20 protein-coding genes are annotated in these 21,582 nt (G+C 66.5%); 6 read left to right on the top strand and 14 right to left on the bottom strand.

Features of this window, described 5'->3' with window-relative positions; all coding sequences use genetic code 11:
* Positions 1-7: 7 nt before the first annotated feature.
* The 3 genes from GSH16_RS02505 to GSH16_RS02495 all read right to left on the bottom strand — a co-directional run bounded on the left by GSH16_RS02505 (position 8) and on the right by GSH16_RS02495 (position 2,953).
* The gene (locus tag GSH16_RS02505) at positions 8-493 is read right to left on the bottom strand and encodes an ureidoglycolate lyase (RefSeq protein WP_160851526.1); all 486 of its coding nucleotides are present in this window, start codon (positions 491-493) and stop codon (positions 8-10) included.
* Positions 493-1,914: an allantoinase PuuE gene (gene puuE, locus GSH16_RS02500; protein WP_160851524.1), complete on the bottom strand. Its 1,422-nt coding sequence runs from the start codon at positions 1,912-1,914 to the stop codon at positions 493-495. The genes GSH16_RS02505 and puuE overlap by 1 nt, the downstream gene beginning before the upstream one ends.
* Positions 1,915-2,026: 112 nt before the next feature.
* Positions 2,027-2,953 (bottom strand): LysR family transcriptional regulator, encoded by a 927-nt coding sequence (locus GSH16_RS02495; protein ID WP_160851522.1) that lies wholly within the window; start codon positions 2,951-2,953, stop codon positions 2,027-2,029.
* Positions 2,954-3,063: 110 nt separating this feature from the next.
* Here GSH16_RS02495 and GSH16_RS02490 point away from each other — a divergent pair, with 110 nt between their 5' ends.
* On the top strand, positions 3,064-4,320 hold the full coding sequence (locus GSH16_RS02490; RefSeq protein WP_160851520.1) for a urate hydroxylase PuuD: 1,257 nt from the start codon (positions 3,064-3,066) through the stop codon (positions 4,318-4,320).
* On the opposite strand, the gene GSH16_RS02485 is transcribed toward GSH16_RS02490, so the two are convergent.
* From GSH16_RS02485 to GSH16_RS02445, 9 genes are all read right to left on the bottom strand, one after another.
* Positions 4,321-5,562, bottom strand: coding sequence for a DUF2254 domain-containing protein (locus tag GSH16_RS02485; RefSeq protein ID WP_160851518.1), 1,242 nt, complete (start codon positions 5,560-5,562; stop codon positions 4,321-4,323).
* Positions 5,559-6,497, bottom strand: coding sequence for a mechanosensitive ion channel family protein (locus tag GSH16_RS02480; protein WP_328803139.1), 939 nt, complete (start codon positions 6,495-6,497; stop codon positions 5,559-5,561). Before GSH16_RS02480 ends, GSH16_RS02485 begins: the two co-directional genes overlap by 4 nt.
* A 67-nt stretch (positions 6,498-6,564) precedes the next feature.
* The gene (locus tag GSH16_RS02475) at positions 6,565-7,971 is read right to left on the bottom strand and encodes a TRAP transporter large permease (RefSeq protein ID WP_160851516.1); all 1,407 of its coding nucleotides are present in this window, start codon (positions 7,969-7,971) and stop codon (positions 6,565-6,567) included.
* Positions 7,971-8,654, bottom strand: coding sequence for a TRAP transporter small permease subunit (locus tag GSH16_RS02470; protein ID WP_160851514.1), 684 nt, complete (start codon positions 8,652-8,654; stop codon positions 7,971-7,973). Before GSH16_RS02470 ends, GSH16_RS02475 begins: the two co-directional genes overlap by 1 nt.
* A gap of 86 nt (positions 8,655-8,740) precedes the next feature.
* Complete coding sequence (locus GSH16_RS02465; protein ID WP_160851512.1) at positions 8,741-9,748, bottom strand: type 2 periplasmic-binding domain-containing protein; 1,008 nt, start codon at positions 9,746-9,748, stop codon at positions 8,741-8,743.
* Positions 9,749-9,900: 152 nt separating this feature from the next.
* A complete protein-coding gene (locus tag GSH16_RS02460) occupies positions 9,901-11,250 on the bottom strand; it encodes a sigma-54-dependent transcriptional regulator (protein ID WP_160851510.1) in 1,350 nt (449 codons plus the stop codon).
* On the bottom strand, positions 11,247-13,058 hold the full coding sequence (locus GSH16_RS02455) for a sensor histidine kinase (RefSeq protein ID WP_160851508.1): 1,812 nt from the start codon (positions 13,056-13,058) through the stop codon (positions 11,247-11,249). The genes GSH16_RS02460 and GSH16_RS02455 overlap by 4 nt, the downstream gene beginning before the upstream one ends.
* Positions 13,059-13,066: 8 nt before the next feature.
* Positions 13,067-14,410 carry an 8-oxoguanine deaminase gene (locus tag GSH16_RS02450; protein ID WP_160851506.1) on the bottom strand — a complete coding sequence of 448 codons (1,344 nt, stop codon included), beginning with the start codon at positions 14,408-14,410 and terminating at the stop codon, positions 13,067-13,069.
* 67 nt (positions 14,411-14,477) lie between these two features.
* Positions 14,478-14,807: an ArsR/SmtB family transcription factor gene (locus tag GSH16_RS02445; protein ID WP_160851504.1), complete on the bottom strand. Its 330-nt coding sequence runs from the start codon at positions 14,805-14,807 to the stop codon at positions 14,478-14,480.
* Between the two features lie 194 nt (positions 14,808-15,001).
* On the opposite strand from GSH16_RS02445, the gene GSH16_RS02440 reads away from it, so the two are divergent.
* From GSH16_RS02440 to GSH16_RS02420, 5 genes are all read left to right on the top strand, one after another.
* Complete coding sequence (locus GSH16_RS02440) at positions 15,002-15,865, top strand: MBL fold metallo-hydrolase (protein WP_160851503.1); 864 nt, start codon at positions 15,002-15,004, stop codon at positions 15,863-15,865.
* A gap of 4 nt (positions 15,866-15,869) precedes the next feature.
* Positions 15,870-16,295 carry a YeeE/YedE family protein gene (locus GSH16_RS02435; RefSeq protein ID WP_160852939.1) on the top strand — a complete coding sequence of 142 codons (426 nt, stop codon included), beginning with the start codon at positions 15,870-15,872 and terminating at the stop codon, positions 16,293-16,295.
* Positions 16,295-16,720 (top strand): DUF6691 family protein, encoded by a 426-nt coding sequence (locus GSH16_RS02430; protein WP_160851501.1) that lies wholly within the window; start codon positions 16,295-16,297, stop codon positions 16,718-16,720. Before GSH16_RS02435 ends, GSH16_RS02430 begins: the two co-directional genes overlap by 1 nt.
* 13 nt (positions 16,721-16,733) lie before the next feature.
* Complete coding sequence (locus GSH16_RS02425; protein ID WP_160851499.1) at positions 16,734-17,159, top strand: TIGR01244 family sulfur transferase; 426 nt, start codon at positions 16,734-16,736, stop codon at positions 17,157-17,159.
* Positions 17,160-17,276: 117 nt separating this feature from the next.
* Positions 17,277-19,010 carry a SulP family inorganic anion transporter gene (locus GSH16_RS02420; RefSeq protein ID WP_160851497.1) on the top strand — a complete coding sequence of 578 codons (1,734 nt, stop codon included), beginning with the start codon at positions 17,277-17,279 and terminating at the stop codon, positions 19,008-19,010.
* Between the two features lie 20 nt (positions 19,011-19,030).
* Here GSH16_RS02420 and GSH16_RS02415 read toward each other — a convergent pair whose 3' ends face one another.
* Both GSH16_RS02415 and GSH16_RS02410 read right to left on the bottom strand, forming a co-directional pair.
* Positions 19,031-20,176: an iron-containing alcohol dehydrogenase gene (locus GSH16_RS02415; RefSeq protein ID WP_160851495.1), complete on the bottom strand. Its 1,146-nt coding sequence runs from the start codon at positions 20,174-20,176 to the stop codon at positions 19,031-19,033.
* A complete protein-coding gene (locus GSH16_RS02410) occupies positions 20,173-21,561 on the bottom strand; it encodes an aldehyde dehydrogenase family protein (protein ID WP_160851494.1) in 1,389 nt (462 codons plus the stop codon). The genes GSH16_RS02415 and GSH16_RS02410 overlap by 4 nt, the downstream gene beginning before the upstream one ends.
* Between the last annotated feature and the right edge of the window lie 21 nt (positions 21,562-21,582).

Below are 21,582 nucleotides of genomic sequence, written 5' to 3'. Positions count from 1 at the left end.
GCCTGCATCAGTCCGGTCCGACCTCCCTTGGTGTATCGAACCAGTATTCCTCGAGATTGCTGCCCGGGCCGATCCGGTCGACAACGGCATAGATCCCGCGGAATTGCAGCGGGGCCAGCACGCCGTGCCAGACCCCGCGATGTAGGTTGATGCCCTGCGCCGCGCCGGTGACGAAGGCCGACACCGGGCCGGGCCGGGCGCCTGCGTCGGGCGCCACGGTCACAAGGAACGGCACCCCGTTCATCGGCACGAAGGCCTGGCTGCCGAGCGGATGGCGCTCCATCATCTCCAGCCGGTAGGGCAGGTGGCGGGGTTCGGCGTCGAAGATGCTGATGCCCGCACGCCCGTCCGCAAAGTCAAGCTGTGCGCGGTCGTGATGGCGACCGCACAGGCCCTGATTGATCATCTTGTCGGGCTGGCCTGCCACCTCCAGCACATCCCCGAAAGCCGCGAATGCGGCTGCGGTGAGCGGCTGGGGGGCGATCCGTGCCATCAGTCGGGCAACAGGCTCTGGAGCCGCAACTGCGCGATCCGCTCCACCTGACGGCAGGCTTCGGCAAATTCGGTCGCGCTGTCCTGATCGAGCCGCCGCTCGAAGGCCGCGCGGATCGACGCCTTGTCATGGTCGCGCACCGCGATGATGAAGGGAAAGCCGTGCCGGTCCACATAGGCTGCATTGAGGCGGGTGAAGGCGTCGCGCTCCGCGTCTGTCAGTGCGTCGAGCCCGGCACTGGCCTGTTCCGACGTGCTCTCGGCTGTCAGACGCTGGGCCTGCGCCAGTTTTCCCGCCAGATCGGGATGCGCATTGAGGACCGCAAGGCGTTTCTCGTCCGGCGCGGCGCGGAAGACGCGCGCCAGCGCGTTGTGCAATCCGTCCGCACTGTCATGCGCTGGCCCCAGTTCCAGCGCATGTGCGCCCTCCGCGATCCACGGCGAATGCTCGAAAATGCCGCCAAATGCCGCGACAAAGGCGTCGCGGTCCATCTGCGACGGGCGCAGCGCGGGCTTCGCGGGCGGATGGGTGCGCGCCCAATGTTCGGCAATCTCGATCCGCCGGGCGAACCAGACATCTGCATGGGACGCAGCGTGGTCGAGGAACCGTTCCAGCGCGCGGATCCGCCCCGGCCGCCCGACAAGGCGGCAATGCAGACCGACCGACATCATCTTCGGCTGTCCGGCCGTGCCTTCGGCATAGAGCGCGTCGAACGTGTCGCGCAGGTAGGCAAAGAACTGGTCGCCGGAATTGAACCCCTGCGGCGTGGCAAAACGCATGTCGTTGCAATCGAGCGTGTAGGGCACGATCAACTGGTCGCGGCCGCCTGCCTCCACCCAGTAGGGCAGGTCGTCCGCATAGCTGTCGGCGACATAGGCGAAGCCGCCCTCTTCCGCGGCGAGCGCTACGGTGTTGGCCGAGCAGCGGCCCGTATACCAGCCGGTCGGGCGCGTGCCCGTCACCTCCTGATGGAGCTTGACCGCGGCAAGCATGTCCGCGCGTTCGGCCTCCGGTTCCGCGTCCTTATATTCGATCCATTTCAGTCCGTGGCTCGCAATCTCCCACCCGGCCGCCTGCATTGCGCCGACCTGTTCGGGGCTGCGTGCAAGGGCTGTGGCGACGCCATAGACGGTGACGGGAATATCGCGGTCGGTGAACAGGCGATGCAGCCGCCAGAAGCCGGCCCGCGCGCCATATTCATAGATGGATTCCATGTTCCAGTGCCGCTGGCCGGGCCAGGGTGCCGCGCCGACGATTTCAGACAGGAAGGCTTCGGATGCGGCATCGCCATGCAGCACGCAATTCTCGCCGCCTTCCTCGTAATTGACGACGATCTGAACGGCGATCTTCGCGCCGTTCGGCCATTTCGGGTCCGGCGGGACCGGCCCGTAGCCGCGCATGTCACGCAGATAGCGGGGCAAGGCAATCTCCTTCGTTTTTAAGGTTATAGACGATGAAAACGGTTTCGGTCTTCTTGATTTTCCGAAAACTCCTGTCGCACCGCAGCGCAGATGACGCCGCTGGCAGCGCCCGTCAGGCCGCGGGGCGCGGTGCCGTTCTGGCCAGTTCCGCGCCGATATGGGCAACCACATGGTCGATGAAGAGCCGGCTCTTCGGATCCTGCTGGCGGTGGTGGCTGAAGAGGCAGGCCAACTGGATCGGCACCGGCGGCGTGTCGGGCAGAACCGGCACGAGCGCGCCGCTGTCGAGATGGTGGGCAACCTCGAACACGGGCTTGAGGATGATCCCGTGCCCGTCAAGCGCCCATTGGGTCAGCACATCGCCATCGTCGCTTTCAAAGGGGCCGGACACCGGCACCTGCCGCACCTGACCGCCCTCCTGAAGCGGCCACTGTCCTTCCGGAGCGCCGGGGTAGCGGAGCGTCAGGCAGACATGGTCGCCGCCTGCCAGATCGTCAGGCGAGCGCGGCGTGCCGTTGGCCGCCAGATAGCGCGGCGCGGCGCACAGGAGCCGCGGACAATCCGCGATCTTGCGCATCCGCAGGCTCGAATCCTCGGGCGTGCCGAGAAAGAGCACCAGATCCAGCCCCTCGGCGGCCGGATCGAGCTTGCGGTCCGACAGGCGCAGCCGCACCGATACGCGCGGATAGGCGGCCTTGAAAGCGGGGATGAGCGGCGCGACGAGCCGCCGCCCGAGCCCCAGTGGCGCGGCCACATGCAGCGTGCCCGAGGGCGCTTGCGTCACCGCACTGATCTCGGCCTCGGCCTCCGCCACACGGTCGAGGATCCCACAGGCCCCGCGGTAGAAGATCTGTCCGGCTTCCGTCGGGCTCAGCATCCGCGTGGTGCGCTGGAAGAGCCGCACAGACAGATGGTCCTCCAACTGCGCGATCCGGGCGGAGGCAACGGCTGCAGAGATGCGCTGGTCGCGGGCCGCGGCAGACATGCTGCCCAACTCGTAGACGCGGACGAATGTGCGGATATTGTCGAGATAGGCCATCGGGGCTGCGCGCTGTTTTATCGGCTTTTTTTGAAGCTGAATGGAGATTTTCTCCATACACTGAAAGCTCGCGCTGCGCTAGCGTGGCGCTGACCGGAACGGAGTGCCGCATGTACGAATTTGCCATCATCTGGGACTGGATCGGCTTTGCCGTCCGCTGGCTGCACGTGATCACGGCGATCGCGTGGATCGGCAGTTCCTTCTATTTCGTCGCGCTCGATCTGGGGCTGCGCAAGGCCCCCGACCTGCCGCCCGGCGCGCATGGCGAGGAATGGCAGGTGCATGGCGGCGGTTTTTACCATATCCGCAAGTTCCTCGTGGCGCCCGAGGCGATGCCCGAACATCTGACATGGTTCAAATGGGAGAGCTATTCAACCTGGCTGAGTGGTGCGGCGCTCCTGATGATCGTCTATTGGGCGGGTGCGGAACTGTATCTGATCGATCCGGCCAAGGCCGATCTGGCGGTCTGGCAGGCGATCCTGATTTCGGCCGCGTCGCTGACCGTGGGTTGGATCATCTATGACCGGCTTTGCAAGTCGGGGCTGGCGGAACGGCCGACGGTTCTGATGGTGCTGCTCTTCGTGCTGCTCGTCGCAATGGCCTGGGGCTATGACCAGATTTTCACCGGACGCGCGGCGCTCCTGCATCTGGGGGCCTTCACCGCGACGATCATGACGGCCAATGTCTTCTTCATCATCATGCCGAACCAGCGGATCGTGGTGGCCGACCTGCAGGCCGGCCGCAGCCCCGACCCGAAATATGGCAAGATCGCCAAGCTGCGTTCTACGCATAACAATTACCTGACGCTGCCGGTCATCTTCCTGATGCTGTCGAACCATTACCCGCTGGCCTTCGCCACCGAGTACAACTGGCTGATCGCGGCGCTCGTCTTCCTGATGGGTGTCACCATCCGGCACTATTTCAACACCCGCCACGCGCGCGCCGGCAACCCGACATGGACATGGGCTGCGACCGTGATCCTCTTCATCGGGATCATGTGGCTCTCGACCGCACCGTTGATGCAGGACGAGCCGCAGGAGGACCTATCCGTGCTGACCGGGGCCGCGCAGCATTTTGCCGAAGCGGACGGGTTCGAGGATGTGACCGATATCGTGCTCGGCCGCTGTTCCATGTGCCATGCCCGCGAACCGGTCTGGGAGGGAATCCACCGCGCACCGAAAGCCGTGCTGCTGGAAACGCCCGTCGATATCGCCCGTGCAGCCGGACCGATCTTCCTGCAATCGGGCGCGAGCCATGCGATGCCGCCTGCGAACCTGACCTACATGGAAGAGGAAGAGCGCCGCGCGATCCGTGACTGGTATCGGGCAGGGCGGTCCACAATGCCATTCCTGATGGCCAGCGACTGATCAGACGGGCGCGTCGGCCTTCGGCGGCGCCGCGATCCGCAGCCCCGCGATCCGGTCGGCCAGGTCTCCCTGGCCGGTGCGATCGAGCAGCCGGTCGAGCAGCATGTTGAAATGATCGGTCGCCAGACGGTCACCGGCCACATAGGCGCGGCTCGCCCCGAGCCCCGCGTCCAGCAGGATGGCCGCGTCGAGCTGGCGGTGGTGCACGCGCCCCGCCGGTGGCACCGACAATCCGCCGCGATGGCAAATTGCGGCCTCCGTTCCGGCATAGAGCCAGTCGAGGCAGGACATGGCGGTGAACGGGTCGTTGACCCCGGGCGAGAGGGCCCGGGCCAGCATCTCCACCAGTTGGGCGACGATGAATTCGAGATTCTGCGCCTCGGTCTGGATATCGCCGAGGATGAAGCTGCCGCGCAATTCCTCCAGCGGATCGTCACCGGGCGCGCTGGCCGTCCAGAGCCGCGCAACCGGCGTGTGGGGGCTGACGAACTGGCCCGGATCGGCGGTGATCTCGACGATCCAGCCTTCCTCCTCCGCCAGCCGGTCAATCCGGTCATGGTCCAGCGTCTGCACATAGCCTGCGCGGTCGAGGCGGACCTCCCTGTCGGGTGCGCGGTCCGGCAGCGCGACGGGTGCGGTCTCCGCCCGGTCGCGGCGGCTGTCGATCAGGGCGCGCACATCCGCGCAGAGCGCCTTGCCGAGTGCTGCGGTGATATTGGCGACATTGATTGTCTCGGGCACATGGTGGACGAAATAGATCACCGTGCCGACCGAAACGAAGGTGAGGCCGAGCGCCACGATGAGCGACAGTTGCGGCACGAACAGGTCCACATCCTCGCCCACCGGGCTCTGGACCGCGCGCAGGATGATGAGCGCATAGACGAAGGTCGAGATCAGGATGCCCAGCGACCATTGGTTTCCCCGGTCGCGCATGAAATTGCCGATGAGCCGCGGACCGAAATTGCCCGACGCGAAGGACACGGCCACAAGCGTCATGGAAAACATGACCCCGGTCACGCCGATCACCGATTGCGAGATGACCGCGAGCGTGGTGCGCGCACCCTCGGCCTGCGTGTCGCTGGCGCTGTCGGGCAGGAGCGTGTCCATCAGTTCCGTATCATGGTCGAACCAGATCGAGAACTGCGCCGCGACAATGGCAAGCACCGTCAGGACGGAGGGGATGAACCAGTAGCTTGCACGGATGTCCTGTGCGAGCTTCGGCAGCCAGCTGAGCGGGTTCATCCGTTGCCCGCCGCCGTGGGTGCGGGCGCATCACCGCCAGACCCGTCCGCGCCATCGCCGCCGCCCGCACCTTGCGCTTCGGGGCGCAGGGGCAGGGGCTCTTTGAAGGTGAGGGTCGTGTAGGGGAAGGGGATCTCGATCCCGGCTTCGTCGAGCGCACGTTTCACGGCGGCCACCACCTGGTCGCGGGAGCGGCGGATATCGACGGGCTTCGACCCCGTCCACCAGGACACTTCAAAGTCGATCGAGGAGGAATTGAAGGTCTTGGCGAAGACCTGCACATCCTTCACATCGTCCCGCACGCTGTCCACGGCCTCCACCGCGTCGCGGATGACGGTGCGGGCATCGTCCACATCCTCGCCATAGGCGACCCCGACAATGATCGTCGTGCGGCGCAATTCGCGATCCGTGCGCACGGTCACGGGGTTCTGGAACAGTTCGTGGTTCGGCATCACGACCAACTGGCCGTCGGTGCGGCGGATGCGGCTGTCACGGATGGTGATTTCCTCGATCTGGCCCTCCACATCCTCGCATTCCACATGGTCGCCGATGGCGAACGGTTCGCGGATCAGGATGAGCAGCCCGGCAAGAAAATTCTCGAACGTGTCCTTGAAGGCAAAGCCGATCGCCACCGACCCGAGGCCGAGCGTGGTCAGCGCGCGGCCGGGTGTGATCGACGGGAAGACAACCGTCAGCGCAACCAGCGTGCCCGCGATCCAGATCAGCAGACCGCTCAACATGGTGAGCACATCGACGAGATTGGTGCGGAACCGCATCCGGCGCGTGATCCGCTCCACCAGATATTTGACGGCACGTGCCGCAAGCCAGGTGATCGCCAGCAGGACAAGCGCAACCGCGAGCCGTGGCGAGGCTTCCACCGCGGCGATCCAGTAGCCTTCCACCTGCTCCTGCAATGTCAGTGCGGCTTCTTCCACCGGGCCCTCCTCCGCGCAACGTCGCAAGACAACGCGCGGAGGGTCGCAGTTGTTCCCTGACAGGCCGTTACCCGATCAGGAGCCCCGGCAGGAAGAGCACGATCTGCGGTAGTGCGATCAGGGTCGCGATGGTGAGCGCATCGGCCACGAAGAAGGGCGAGGCACCCTTGAACACATCCTGCACCGATATGTCGGGTCGGACACCGGCCACCACGAAACAGTTGAGCCCTATTGGTGGCGTGATGAGGCAGAGCTCCGCCATTTTCACCACGATGATCCCGAACCAGATCGCACAGCCGACGCCCGAGACACCGAAGGCGCTGTCCGCCGCGGTCACATCCGGCCCGCCATTGAGCGCGATGACCGCCGGATAGACGACCGGCAGCGTCAGGAGCAGCATCCCGATCGCGTCCATGAACATGCCGAGCACCGCATAGGCGAGCAGGATCAGGATCAATGTCAGCATCGGGCTCTGTTCCAGCCCAGAAATCCAGTCGGCGAACGCGCCCGGCAGGTTGGCAAAGCCGAGGAACCGCACATAGATCAGCACGCCCCAGATGATGGTGAAGATCATCACCGACAGTTTCGCGGTCTCCAGAAGCGCGTCGCGCAGCTGCGGCCAGCGCATCCCCCGCCAGAGCGCCATGCAGAAGACCACGAATGCCCCGAGCGCCCCGCCTTCGGTCGGTGTGCCCCAGGCATCGCCGCCGAACGGGTTGTAGATGAAGAAGATGATGATCACGACGACGAAGAGGATCGGCAGGGCCGGCGGCAGGGAGACGAACCGCTCCTTCCAGCTGAACCCGCCGACCGGCGGACCGAATTTCGGGAAGACGAGCGCCATGCCCACGACCAGCCCGCCATAGATGAGCGCCGAGACCGCACCGGGCAGGAAGCCTGCGAGCAGCAGCATGCCGACATCCTGTTCGACGATGATTGCGTAGATCACGAGGATGGCCGAGGGCGGGATGAGCGAGGCGAGCGTGCCCGCAGACGCCACGACGCCGGCTGCGAACCGCTTGTCATAGCCTTCCTTCAACATCTCGGGGATCGCGATGCGGGCAAAGACGGCGGAGGTCGCGACAGATGCGCCCGAGACGGCGGCGAACCCCGCCGTGGCGAAGACGGTCGACACGGCCAGCCCGCCCGGCAGCCAGCCGACCCAGCGCTTGGCCGCCTCGAACAGCGCCTTGGTCAGACCTGCATAATAGGCCAGATAGCCGATCAGGATGAAGGTCGGGATGAGCGACAGCGCCTGGCTCGCAATCTTCGAATGCGGTACCTGTCCGGCGGTCTTCACCGCCACGCCGAGCGCCCAGGTGAATTGTGCCGGGTCGTAGCCTTTCTTGGCCCAGAAAATCCAGATGAGGCCGGCAAGCCCTGCTCCGGCGGCGGCAAACGCGACGCGCATGCCGAGCACCACGAAGACGAGCATCACGCTCGTGACGACAATGCCGATATCAATCGAGTCCATCAGTCGGCTCCCCGTCCGTCACGCCGGTCACCAACCGCATCCGGCTCTTCGGCTGCCTCGAAGCCCGACACATGGGCGGCCTCGTTGGCCGCGACGGTCGCGGCATCCTCTATGAGCGGCACGGCCACAGGGGCCGGATCGCCCGTCAGGATCGCGCGGCCGTAGCCCCAGAGTTGCAGGACCAGCCGCGCGCAAAGCACCGAGAAGGCCACCGGCACCAGCAGTTTTGCGGGCCAGAGCGGCAGGCGGATGTCGAAGCTGCTGTCGCGGCTCCAGAGCGGTGCGTTGAAATCGAAGCTGCGCTGGAAATGCGCCCAGGAGCCCCAGACCAGCAACACCATCAGAAGAAGAATGACAGCCGTGGTCAGGAACTCGGTGATCCAGAGGGCGCGTCCGCGCAACTGGCCCACCAGAATGTCCATCCGGATATGCCCGCCAAGCCGCTGGCAATAGGCAATGCCGAGGAAGGCGATCAGCGGCATGGCCTGCTCGATCCAGTCGACATAGCCCGGCAGTGGCTGATTGAAGATGTTGCGCCCGCCGACGCTCACCACGGCAAGCAGCATGAGCGAGAATACGGCAAGGCCGCTGATGAGCGCGAGCAGGGTCTCGACACGGAACAAGGCGCGGTCGAGCCGGCTCAGAAGGGTGTCGTCCGTACGGACGGCGGATGCGCCGGCCATGGGCCACCTCCGGTTGGATCGGGAAAGGGGAAACGGCGCCCGGCAGCAAAGGGCCGGGCGCCGCAGTCAGGTCAGACGCCGTGCGATCACTCGCCGATCGTCGCGATCACCAGATCGTAGAGTTCCTGCGCGGGCAGATTGCGGGCGCTGTTCTCCTCGATCCAGGCGGCGGCGGCCGGTCCGGCTACAGCCTCGCGGAAGGCGGCCAGTTCCTCGTCGGAATAGGTGATCTGCTCGATCCCCTTCTCCTCAAGCAGCGGCCCCCAGGCCTTCATCGTCTGGTTGTTGTAATAGTCGACATAATGGGCGAGCGCCTCGTCGACGGAGCTCATCAGCGCTTCGCGCTCCGCGTCCGTCAGGGCGTTCAGCGCGTCGGTGTTCACCACGACCGGGCAGTTGACCGTGCCGGGGTTGAGGTTGGTGGTCCACCAGGTCGCGTTTTCCACGGTGCCGAAGGACATATGCGCGTGCGGGGCGAAGGACACGGCCTTCACCACGCCGCTGTCCATGGCCTGCCGGACCTCGGAGGCGGACATGGAGGTCGGCACCGCGCCGACAGCTGCCATGGCCTTGCCGATGCCGCCAGTGGCGCGCACGGTCAGGCCCTCATATTCGGACAGGGTCTTCGGACCGTCGCCCACGCCGACAATATTGTACTGCGGCAGCGGCGAGGGCATGAGCAGCGTGGCGTTCCAGCGGCCCAGATCTTCCTGTGCGGCGGGGTGGTTGTAGACCGCCATCGAGGCCTCGATCTCCTTCTCCAGCGAATCAACGCCGAGGAAGGGCAGCTCCAGCACGGTGATGGAGGGGTTCTTGTCGGCATGGTAGCCGGCGCAGAACTGGGCCATCTCGAAGGCGCCGATGGAGATGCCGTCGAGATTCTCCGTGTTCTTGGACAGGCCGCCATAGGAGATGTTGAGCGTGAACTCGCCGCCCGTCTTCTCGCTCACCAGTTCGGCCAGCTTTTCCACATGTTCCGTGAAGGCGCGGCGCTTGCCCCACAGGGACACGTTCCATTCGGTGGCCATCGCCTCTGTGGCGAAGCCGAGCGTCAGCGCGCCGATCGCGGCGGTCTTGAGCCAGGTGTTCTTCATTCCGTTTCTCTCCCTTGCAGTCATTGCCGGTCCGCGCGTTGGCGGACGGATGGCCAGACTTTAACCGCAAAACGGCCGGTGCGCGCATGAGATATTCCGCCTGCGGATTTCCGCAGGGCCTGCGGATTTCCGCAAAGTGCCGTCGCGCGGTGTCAGAGGAGTTCGTCTTTGTGGAGCCCGAGCTTCACAATCTTCTCGTTCAGCGTCCGCCGTCCGATGCCGAGCGCATCCGCCACCGCGTCCATGCGCCCGCCCTCGGCACGCAACGCACGGGCGATCATCTGCCGCTCGAAGGCGGCGACGGCCTCGCGCAGGGTCGCGGGCATGTCGCCGAGGTCACCGCCGGGCGACAGGATGTCGGCCACAGGCACCGCCGCGCGGCGGCGCGCCAGCACGGTCCGTGCCGCCACGTTGCGCAACTCGCGCACATTGCCCGGCCAGTCATGGGCCAGCATCGCGGCAATGTCCTCTGGCGTCAGTTCGGGCATGTCGCTGCCCAGCACCTCGGCCTGTTCGGCCATGAACCGGGTGAACAGGAGCACGATATCGTCGCCGCGCTCGCGCAGCGGCGGCAGGTGCAACTCCACCGCGTTCAGGCGGAACATCAGGTCCTCGCGCAGCCGGTTTTCCGCAACTGCACGGTCCAGCGCTTCGTTGCTGGCCGACAGGATGCGGATATCCACGCGTCGTGGGCTGTCGCTGCCGACGGGTGTGACCTCCTGCGTGTCGAGCGCGCGCAGCAGTTTCGGCTGCAGGTCGATCGGGCAGGCGGTCACCTCGTCAAGGAAAAGCGTGCCGCCATCGGCGCGGGCGAACGCGCCCTGTTGCGGGCTGTCGCCACCCACGCGCCCGAAAATACCGGCCTCGAAATGGTCGGCGGGCAGGGCGGCGCAATTGAGCGCGATGAACGGCCCCGCCGCCCGGTCCGACAGGTCATGGAGCGCCCGGGCCACCAGATCCTTGCCCGTCCCTGTCTCGCCCAGAACCATGACCGGCAGCGGCGCATCGGCCAGATCGAGCACTTCGCGCCGCAGATCGCGGATCGTGGGGCTGTCCCCGACAAGCAACCGGTCGAGCCCGCCGAGCCGTGCGAGCCGCGCCCGGAGCCGTGCATTGTCGCGCCCCAGCCGCGCCTGATCGGCGGCATGGTCGAGCACGGTCAGAAGGCGGCGCGGATCGAAGGGCTTTTCGAGGAAACTGTAGGCCCCGGCCTGCATCGCCTCGACGGCCAGCGGAATGTCGCCATGGGCCGAGATCAGGATCACAGGCGGCACGGCGGACGGTGCGTCGCGCAGGCTCTCCAGCAGATCAAGCCCGCTGCCGCCCGGCATCCGCATGTCCGACAGGATCACGTCCGGCGGGTCTGACGGCAGCGCCCGCGCCGCTTTGTCGATGCCTGCAAACAGGGTCACCTTCCAGCCGGCTGAGGTCAGCAGGTCCTCGAGCGCACCGCGCATCGCGCGGTCGTCGTCGATCACGAAAGCGTGGCGGATCATGCTCATGCCGTTGCCCCTTCCTGCTTGTCCCGCTGCGGTGCGGGATCATCCGCCACAGGCAAGGTGACGGTGAAAACAGCGCCGCCATCGGGGCGTTCGGCGGCGGCGAGGTGCCCGCCATGTTCCTTCAGGATCGCCGTCGAGATCGCCAGCCCGAGCCCCATCCCCTCACCCGAGGCGCGGGTGGAATGGAAGGGCTCCTGCAGCCGGTCGAGCGGCTGGTCCTGCAACCCGTGGCCACGATCCGCGACCCGTGCCAGAACAGTGCGGCCGTCCTGCGCCACCTCCAGATCGATCTGCGGATTGTCCTGCCCCCCCATCGCGTCGCGGGCATTGCGCAACAGGTTCACCAGCACCTGTTCCAGCCGGAAGCGCGACCCGCGAACGGCGGCCTGCACCGGCGCGCCGCTGCGCCGGATGGTGACACCCTGCGTCGCGAAATCGGCTTCGACCAGGTCCCGCGCACCGGCAATCACGTCCTCGAAGGGGACCGCGCGCATCGGATCGGTATCGGGTGCGGCGAAGAAACGAAGCTGGCGGGTGATGGCCTCCATCCGGGTCGCGATGCCCGACAGGCGGTCGAGCAGGCGGGGCGTATCGAGCCGGTCGCGCGCCATCTCCGCCGCCGCGATCTGGGTCTTGAGCGCCGCGATGGGCTGTCCCAACTCATGCGTGACGGAGGCCGAGACCTGCCCAAGCGCCGCAAGCTTGCTCGCGCGGTCCAGATCGGCGCGGGTGCGCGCCAGCGCGGCTTCCGCGCGGCGGCGGTCCTCCACCTCCTGCCGCAGGCGCATGTTGACGCGGCTCAGGTCCTGCCGGTCGCGGTCGGAGACGCGGAGCGCCGCGGCGATCCGCTCGGAACGCAGGAAAAGGCCAAGCGCCAGCAGCAGCGCCATCACGACCGCCGCGGCGATGGTCAGGCTCGCGGCCTGCTGCCAGACGCGCGCGCGGTCGGTCAGGAAATGGAGTTGCCAGTCGAGCCGCCCCACAGGCACGCTTGCCTGCAGGTAGCGCCGGCCTTCGACGGTCGGGCCCGTCCGGCCGGGCGTCCAGTCGAGCGGCGCCAGCGGTTCCTGTCCGAACTGGCGTTCCGCGGCGATGTCCGCCCGCCGGGCGGGATCGAGCGGCGTGATGCTGCGATAGGGCCAGTCCGGTTCCGTGGCGAGCACCACGATTCCGTCGCGGTTGGTGACAAGGACCGTCTCGCCCCCTGCCGCCCAGGTGTCGGTCAGCGAACTGAGGTCAAGCTTCAGCGCGATCACGCCCTGAATGTCGCCGGTCGGTCCGCGCACCGGATCGGCCACGAAATAGCCGGGCTGAGAGGTGGTCGCGCCGATGGCGAAAAACTCGCCATGGCCGCCTGCCGCGGCCTCTTTGAAATAGGGCCGGAACCCGTAATTCTGGCCCAGAAAGGTCAGCGGCTCGGCATGGTTCGAGGCGGCGATGGTCAGGCCCGACAGGGACATCAGGTAGATCGCGTCGAGGTCGGACTGGTCGGAAAATGCTGCAAGCCGTTCGTTCAGAATCGTCCGGCTGCGCTCGGCGCCAGTGGCGGCGGCGATCACGAACGGGTCGCGGGCCAGAATGAAAGGCAGGTGCTGGAACCGGTCGAGGCTGCCCAACAGCGTCGAGCGGTAGAGCGAGGCGCGGCTTTCCGCCCGCTGCGTCTCGGCCCGCAGCACATAGAGATAGGCCCCCCAGAAGAAGACGGCGAGCAGCAGAAGCGCGACCGCACCAAGCCCGGCAAACCGCCAGCGGCGGCGCCGTGTCGGGTCTTGCACCGCGCTTGTGGCACTGTCGGACGGCCCCCCCATGCGACCGGCTAACCGGCGAGCCGCGCGACCGCGTCGCGGGCCTGTGCGGCCAGCGCGCGCGGGTCGACGGTGGTGATCCGCCCGTCGGAGACGATTTCCCGCCCCTCGACAATCAGGTCGCGGACGGTGAAGGGCCCGCACAATACAAGAGCTGCCACCGGGTCCCATTGGCCCGCTGCCGCGACCGTGTCGCGCAGATCCCAGACGGCAATATCGGCGCGTTTGCCAACGGCGATCCGGCCGCAGTCGGGCCGCCCGAGCACATCCGCGCCGCCGCGCGTCGCGATCTCCAGCGCCTCGCGCGCGGCCATGGCGTCGGCCCCGTGCGCCACCCGTTGCAGGAGCATCGCCTGCCGTGCCTCCGACAGAAGGTGGGCCGCATCATTGGAGGCCGACCCGTCGACGCCGAGCCCGACTTTCACGCCTGCGTCGCGCATGGCGCGGACCGGCGCGATACCCGAGCCGAGCCGGCAGTTGGAGCAGGGACAGTGGGCGACACCGGTGCCGCTGCGGGCAAAAAGGTCGATCTCCGCCGCGTCGAGCCGCACGCAATGGGCGTGCCAGACATCCGCGCCCGTCCAGCCCAGTTCCTCGGCATAGTCGCCCGGGCGGCAGCCGAATTTCTCCAGACTGTAGGCGATATCCTCCTCGTTTTCGGCCAGATGCGTGTGCAGCATGACGCCCTTTTCGCGCGCCAGAACCGCACTGTCGCGCATCAGTTCGCGGGACACGGAGAAGGGCGAGCACGGAGCGAGCCCGATGCGCAGCATCGCGCCGTCGGCCGGATCGTGATGGGCGGCGATGAGCCGCTCGCTGTCCTTCAGGATATCGGCCTCGCGTTCCACGAGCGCGTCGGGCGGCAGGCCGCCGTCGCTTTCCCCGATGCTCATCGAGCCGCGTGTCGCATGAAACCGCAGACCGACCTGCACCGCCGCCTCGATACTGTCCTCCAGCCGGGTGCCGTTGGGAAAGATGTAAAGGTGATCGGAGCTGAGCGTGCAGCCCGACAGGGCCAGTTCCGCCAATCCGATCTCGGTCGCCAGCCGGAAATCTTCGGGCCGCATCCGGCCCCAGATCGGATAGAGCGTCTGTAGCCAGCCGAAGAGCAGCGCATCCTGCCCGCCCGGCACGGCGCGGGTCAGGCTCTGGTAGAGATGATGGTGCGTGTTGACGAGCCCCGGTGTCACCACGCAGCCGGACGCATCGATGATCCGCGCATCCGCCGCGGTCAGGTCCGGCCCGATTTCAGCGATCACGCCGTCGCGGATCAGGATGTCGAAATCGGCCAATTCGCGGCGGTCATCGTCCATCGTGACCAGATGGGCGGCCTTGCGGATCAGGAGGGTGGTCATGGGATTGCGCGGCTCCGGTTCGTGCTCGCGCGTCAGGAAACCAGCCCGTGGCGGGGCTGGCAAGCGGTCATGCCGGATCGCAGAAGATTTCGTAAAGCGTGGAGATCAGTTTGGCCACGCGCGGATCGGCAAGGCTGTAGAAGATCTGCCGCCCGTCGCGGCGGGTGGAGACGAAGCCCTCCTGCCGCAGCCGCGCCAGATGCTGGGACACGATGGCCTGGCGCGCGCCGGTCTCGGCCTCCAGTTCCGACACGGTGCGCTCGCCTTGCGAAAGCAGACACAGAAGCATCAGCCGCCCCTCATGCCCGAGCGTCTTGATGAATTCGGCCGCCTCCGCCGCTTGCGCGGCCATGGCCGGAGCCTTGTCCTGAATGTCGAGCGCAGCAGAATCGCGCATCGGATGCCTTCCTTTCCTGTGGCGCACACATGCGCCTCTGGGGCGACCGGCGCCCGTCATCGGGACATCACATAGAGATTTCGCTATGATTTTCAATGCCCGCGTTGTGCCGAGCATATTCTGCAAATTTATATATTGCAATATTTCTATCTATGACCATATTGGATCGGGACAGACAACCCATGGAGAGTGACATGGCACCTGAAGTTACCGCCTTTTTCGATGAGGCTACCAACACCGTTTCCTTTGTCGTGAAGGACCCTGAAAGCACGTCCTGCGCGATCATCGACTCGGTTCTCGACTTTGACCACGCTTCGGGCCGGACCGACACGGCCTCGGCGGACGAAATCGTCGCCTATGTGAAAGAGAAGGGTCTCACCGTCGACTGGATCCTGGAGAGCCACGTCCATGCCGACCACCTGTCGGCCGCGCCCTATCTGCAGGAGCGGCTGGGGGGCAAGATCGGCATCGGCGAGAAGATCACCGTCGTGCAGGACACGTTCGGCAAGATCTTCAACGAGGGCACGGAATTCCAGCGCGACGGCTCGCAGTTCGACCAGCTTTTTGTCGAGGGCGACACGTTCACGATCGGTGGGCTTGAAGGTGCGGTCCTGCACACGCCGGGCCATACACCGGCCTGCCTGACCTATGTGATCGAGGATGCCGCTTTCGTGGGCGATACGCTCTTCATGCCCGACTTCGGGACGGCACGCGCCGATTTCCCCGGCGGCTCGGCAGAGATGCTCTACGATTCGATCCAGAAGATCCTCGCCCTGCCGGACGAGACCCGGATCTTCGTCGGCCACGACTACAAGGCGCCGGGCCGCGACGATTATGCATGGGAAACCACCGTGGGCGCGCAGAAGGCCGCGAATGTCCATGTCGGGCAGGCCCGCGACAAGGACGAGTTCGTCAAGATGCGCACCGCGCGGGACGCCCAACTGGGCATGCCGAAACTCATCATTCCCTCGTTGCAGGTGAACATGCGCGCGGGCCAGATGCCCGAACCGGAAGAGAACGGCACCTCCTACCTGAAACTGCCTGTGAACGGACTTTGACATGATCGAGATCGACTGGATTTACGGCCTGATCGGCGGCCTGATGATCGGCGCCGCCGCGGCCACCTTCCTGCTCTTCAACGGGCGGATCATGGGCGCGAGCGGGCTGCTCGGCGGCCTTGTGGACGGCACCGGCCGCGGCAACTGGACCGAGCGGGCGGCCTTTATCGGCGCGCTCGTCGCGGTGCCGGCGGCGGTGACGCTTTTCACCGGTCAGCCCGACACGCATCTGACAAGCAATGTCGCGGTCATCATCGCGGCGGGCCTGCTCGTCGGCATCGGCACGCGCCTCGCCAACGGCTGCACCTCGGGCCACGGGGTCTGCGGGATCTCGCGCCTGTCGCTGCGCGGCATCGTCGCGACCGTTTTCTATCTGCTCGGCGGCGGCCTGACCGTTCTGGCCTTCCGCCATGTTCTGGAGGTGATCTGATGCGCCTGTTGATTTCCGCATTTTCCGGCGGCCTGTTCGGCCTCGGCCTGATGGTGTCGGGCATGACCGACACGACCAAGGTGCAGGGCTGGCTCGACATTTTTGGCAACTGGGACCCGACGCTGGCCTTCGTGCTGGGCGGGGCGATCATCCCGATGTTTTTCGCCTGGCGCTTCGCCGCGAAACGCGAAACGGCCGTGCTCGGGACACCCATCCCGGCGATGCCCGATCCTAAACTCGGGCGCAACCTGACCCTCGGGTCCTTCCTCTTCGGGATGGGCTGGGGTCTGGCGGGCCTGTGCCCCGGACCGGCCATGGCCTCGCTGAGCTACGGCGGCTGGAACGGCGCCCTCTTCCTCGTGGCGATGATCGCCGGTATGGTCGCGGCGGTGCCGGTCAAGTCCCGGCTCGAAGCCCCTGTCTGAGAAAGGAATCCCCATGCTTGTGAAATCCCTGACCGAGACGTTCAGCGTCGCTCCGCAGATCGCGGCGGAAGAGGTGTCGCATGTGGCCCAGACGGGCTTCACCACGCTGGTGAACAACCGCCCCGACGGCGAAGTGCCTGACGGTCTGCAAAGCGCGGACATGGCAGCGGCGGCCGAACGTGCCGGCCTTGCCTACCACTATATCCCGATCGTGCCCGGACAGATGGGCCCGGCCGAGGTGGCGGCACTGCGCGACGTGATCAAGGGCGCATCCGGTCCGATCCTCGCCTATTGCCGGTCGGGCACGCGCTCGGCCACGCTCTGGGCGCTGGCCGAAGCCCCGACCCGCGAGGCGGGCGAGATCGTCGACCGCGCCGCGAAAGCCGGCTACGACCTGAGCGGCATGCAGCCCATGCTGGCCGCGCAGGCCGCCGGCTGAGCCGCTGAGACCGGGCTGCGCCCCTCGCGCGGCCCGCCCCTGACAGACCAAGATATTCCGGCCGGCGCCCGTTCACGCGGCGCCGGACCGCCCCCGCTTTGCGCTGAGGAGCCTATCATGCGCCGTTTCTTTCCCATCCTCGACTGGGCGCCGGGCTACAACCGGCCCGCCTTCGCGCAGGACGCGATGGCCGCGCTCATCGTTACGATCATGCTGATCCCGCAATCGCTGGCCTATGCGCTGCTCGCGGGTCTGCCCGCGGAAGTCGGGCTCTATGCCTCGATCGCGCCGCTCCTGCTCTATGCCATCTTCGGCACCTCGCGGACGCTGGCCGTGGGGCCGGTCGCGGTCGTGTCGCTGATGACAGCGGCGGCGGTCGGCAACCTCGTGGCCACCGGCACGCCCGAATATCTGGGCGCGGCCATTGCGCTGGCGGCTCTTTCGGGCCTGATGCTCGCGGTGATGGGCATGTTGCGGCTGGGCTTTCTGGCAAACTTCCTCAGCCACCCGGTCATCTCGGGCTTCATCTCTGCCTCCGGTCTGCTGATCGCGGCGAGCCAGCTGGCCCATATCATGGGCATCTCTGCCCACGGCCATTCCCTGATCGAACTGGGCGGCGACCTGATCGCGCATCTCGGCGACATCAACCTGCCGACACTCGCCATCGGCGGCGGGGCCGTGCTGTTCCTTGTCTGGGTGCGCGGTGCGCTGAAACCGCTCCTGATGCGGTTCGGCCTGTCTGACGCGATGGCCGGCGGACTGGCCAAGGCCGGTCCGGTGCTGGCGGTGATCGTGACGACCGGGCTTGTCTGGATGCTGGGGCTCGATGCGCGCGGCGTGGCGATTGTGGGCGACGTGCCGTCCGGCCTGCCGACCCCGGCCCTGCCGCCGCTCGATGTGGCGCTCTGGCGCGATCTTGCGGTGCCGGCGCTCCTGATCTCGGTCGTGGGCTATGTGGAAAGCGTCTCCGTGGCCCAGACGCTCGCCGCAAAGCGGCGCCAGCGGATCGATCCCGATCAGGAACTGGTGGCGCTCGGGGCGTCCAACATCGGCTCGGCCCTGTCGGGCGGGTTTCCGGTCACTGGCGGCTTTTCCCGCTCGGTGGTCAATTTCGACGCCGGCGCGCAGACGCCCGCTGCTGGGGCTTTCGCGGCCGTAGGCATGGCGCTCGCGACGCTGTTCCTGACGCCGCTCCTCTTCTTCCTGCCGAAGGCGACGCTCGCGGCCACCATCATCGTGGCGGTGCTGACGCTCGTCGACCTCGGAGCGCTCAAGCGGACGTGGGTCTATTCCAAGGCCGATTTCTCGGCCATGCTTGCGACGATCCTCCTGACGCTCGGGATCGGGGTCGAGGCGGGCATTCTGGCGGGCGTGGTCCTGTCGCTGATCCTCTATCTCTGGCGCACCTCGCGCCCGCATCACGCCGTGGTTGGCCGGGTGCCGGGGACCGAGCATTTCCGCAATGTGGCGCGTCACAAGGTGGAGACCGTGCCGGGCCTGCTGTCGATCCGCGTCGACGAAAGCCTCTATTTCCCGAATGCGCGCTATCTGGAGGATCTGGTCAACGATGCCGCCGCGGCCGACCCCGCGTTGCGCGACGTGGTGCTCATGTGTTCGGCGGTGAACTTCATCGACAGTTCCGCGCTCGAGAGCCTCGAGATGATCGACCACCGTTTGCAGGATGCCGGCATCCGCCTGCACCTGTCGGAGGTCAAGGGCCCGGTGATGGACCGGCTGGAGCGGACGGATTTCCTGTCACATCTGAGCGGGCAGGTCTTCCTGTCGCAGCATGAGGCCGTGACACGGCTGGGTGCGGCCGGTGCGCCCGACCTGAAACTGGCCGGGGCCTGAACGGCCCCGGCGCATGTCGGTCAGATCGACGCCTTGAACAGGTCGCGCGCCGCGTCGAGCGTCAGCTCGACCGGGTTGCCGCCGGCGCTCGGGTCCTCGATGGCCATGGCGGCCATTTCGTCGATCCGGTCGGTGCCCACGCCGAGCGCGGCGAGCCGGTCCGGAATGCCAAGCTCCGCATTCAGCGCCACGACATAGTCGTAGAACCCGTCAAACCCGCCCGCGATGCCCAGATAGGCTGCAGCCTGCGCAATCCGGTCCTCGATCGCGGGCCGGTTGAAGCGCAGCACCGGCGGAATGACGACGGCATTGGTCGTGCCGTGATGGGTGTTGTAGACCGCACCCACGGGATGCGAGAGCGCGTGCACCGCACCCAGCCCCTTCTGGAATGCCACGGCGCCCATCGCGGCTGCGCTCATCATGTGGGCGCGCGCCTCCAGGTCTGTCCCGTCGGCGAAGGCGCGGGACAGGTTCTCCTTCACGAGCCGCATCCCCTCAAGCGCGATGCCCTGGCTCATCGGATGGTAGATGGGGGAAGAGAAGGCTTCCAGACAATGGGCAAACGCGTCCATGCCCGTGCCTGCGGTGATCGCCTTCGGCATGCCGACCGTCAGTTCGGGGTCGGCGATGACGATGGTGGGCAGGAATTTGGGGTGGAAGATGATCTTCTTCACATGGGTTTCGGAATTGGTGATGACGCTGGCGCGCCCCACTTCCGAGCCGGTCCCCGCCGTGGTCGGCACAGCGATAATCGGGGCAATCGCGTCAGCATTCGCGCGCGTCCACCAGTCGTCCACATCCTCGAAATCCCAGACCGGGCGGGTCTGGCCGGCCATGAAGGCGACCGCTTTCCCAAGGTCGAGCCCCGAGCCGCCGCCGAAAGCCACGACGCCGTCATGCCCGCCCGCCTTGAAGGCGGCGACACCGGCGGCGAGGTTCTTCTCGTTCGGGTTCGGGTCGACCTCGGAGAAGAGCGCACGCCCAAGGCCTGCCGCGTCGAGAATGTCGAGCGCGGTGGCGGTGACCGGAAGGCTCGCAAGCCCCCTGTCGGTGACAAAGAGCGGGTTGGAGATGCCTGCGGCCTTGCAGGCATCGCCCAGTTCCTTGATCCGCCCCGCGCCGAAGCGGATGGCGGTGGGATAGGACCAGTTTCCGACCAGATTCATGCGGTGACTTTCTTCAGGTGATAGGATTTCGGACGGGTGAGGTTCTGGAACCCGATGACCGACAGCGAGCCGCCGCGGCCGGTATCCTTGCAACCGGTCCAGCAGAGCGCAGGGTCGAGATAGTCGGCGCGGTTCATGAAGACGGTGCCGGTCTCGATCTGTGCGCCGATCGCGGCGGCGCGCGCGGCATCCTGCGTCCAGAGCGACGCGGTCAGCCCGTATTGGCAGTCGTTCATCAGCTCCAGTGCCTCGTCATCGTTCGACACTTTCATGATGCCGAAAACCGGGCCGAAGCTCTCGTCGCGCATGACCCGCATGTCATGGGTCACGCCGGTCAGGACCTGCGGCATCAGATAGGCACCGCCATCATCTTCGGGGAAAAGCGCGGGGTCGATCATCGCCGTTGCGCCATCAGCCACGGCTTCGGCCACCTGCGCGCGCACCTCGGCCGCGAACCGCTTGTGGGCCATCGGGCCGAGCGTCGTTGCCTCGTCGAGCGGATTGCCAAGCTTGTAGTCAGACACGGTGGCCACGGCCTTCTCGACGAATGCGTCATAGAGCGACTCGTGGACATAGATCCGCTCGATCCCGCAGCAGCACTGGCCGGAATTGTACATGCCGGCATCCACGAGCGTGGCCACGGCCGCGTCGAGATCGGCATCCTCCATCACATAGGCCGGGTCCTTGCCGCCAAGCTCCAGCCCGAGCGGGGTGAAGGTGCCTGCCGCCGCGCGCTCCATCGCCTGACCGCCACCGACAGAGCCGGTGAAGTTGATGAAGTCGAAAGCCCGTGCGCCGATCAGCGCAGACGTGGTCTCATGGTCGAGGAAGAGGTTGATGAACACATCTTCCGGCACGCCGGCTTCGGTAAAGGCCTGCACCATTCGCTCGCCCGCCAGAAGCGTCTGGCTGGCATGTTTGATGACGACCACATTGCCCGCAATGAGCGCCGGTGCGACGGTGTTGATCGCGGTGAGATAGGGGTAGTTCCACGGCGCCACCACGAAGACCACGCCATGCGGTTCGCGGATGATCCGGCGCTCGAACTGGTCGCTCTTCTCGATCACGATGGGGGCGAGCGCCTCGGCCGCGATCTCGCCCATATAGTCGGCACGCTCGACAACGCCGCCGAACTCGCCGCCATAGCGGACCGGGCGGCCCATCATGCGGGCAATTTCAGGCACGGCCTCATCGGTCATCTCGACCAGCCGCGCGACGCCCTTGTTCACGAGCGCGACACGGTCGGCCAGCGGGCGGGCGGCCCATTCTTTCTGGGCGGCGCGGCAATCCGCAATCGCGGCGGCGGCCTCGTCGAAGGGCAAGGCGGGCCGTTCGGCAAAGACGCTGCCGTCAACGGGAGAAATGCAGGTGATGGTCTTGGTCATGGTGACAGTCCTGGATGGGCC

The sequence above is a fragment of the Oceanomicrobium pacificus genome, assembly GCF_009833495.1.
GTDB classification, from domain to species: Bacteria; Pseudomonadota; Alphaproteobacteria; order Rhodobacterales; family Rhodobacteraceae; genus Oceanomicrobium; species Oceanomicrobium pacificus.
This window is presented reverse-complemented; position numbering and strand designations above follow the sequence as displayed.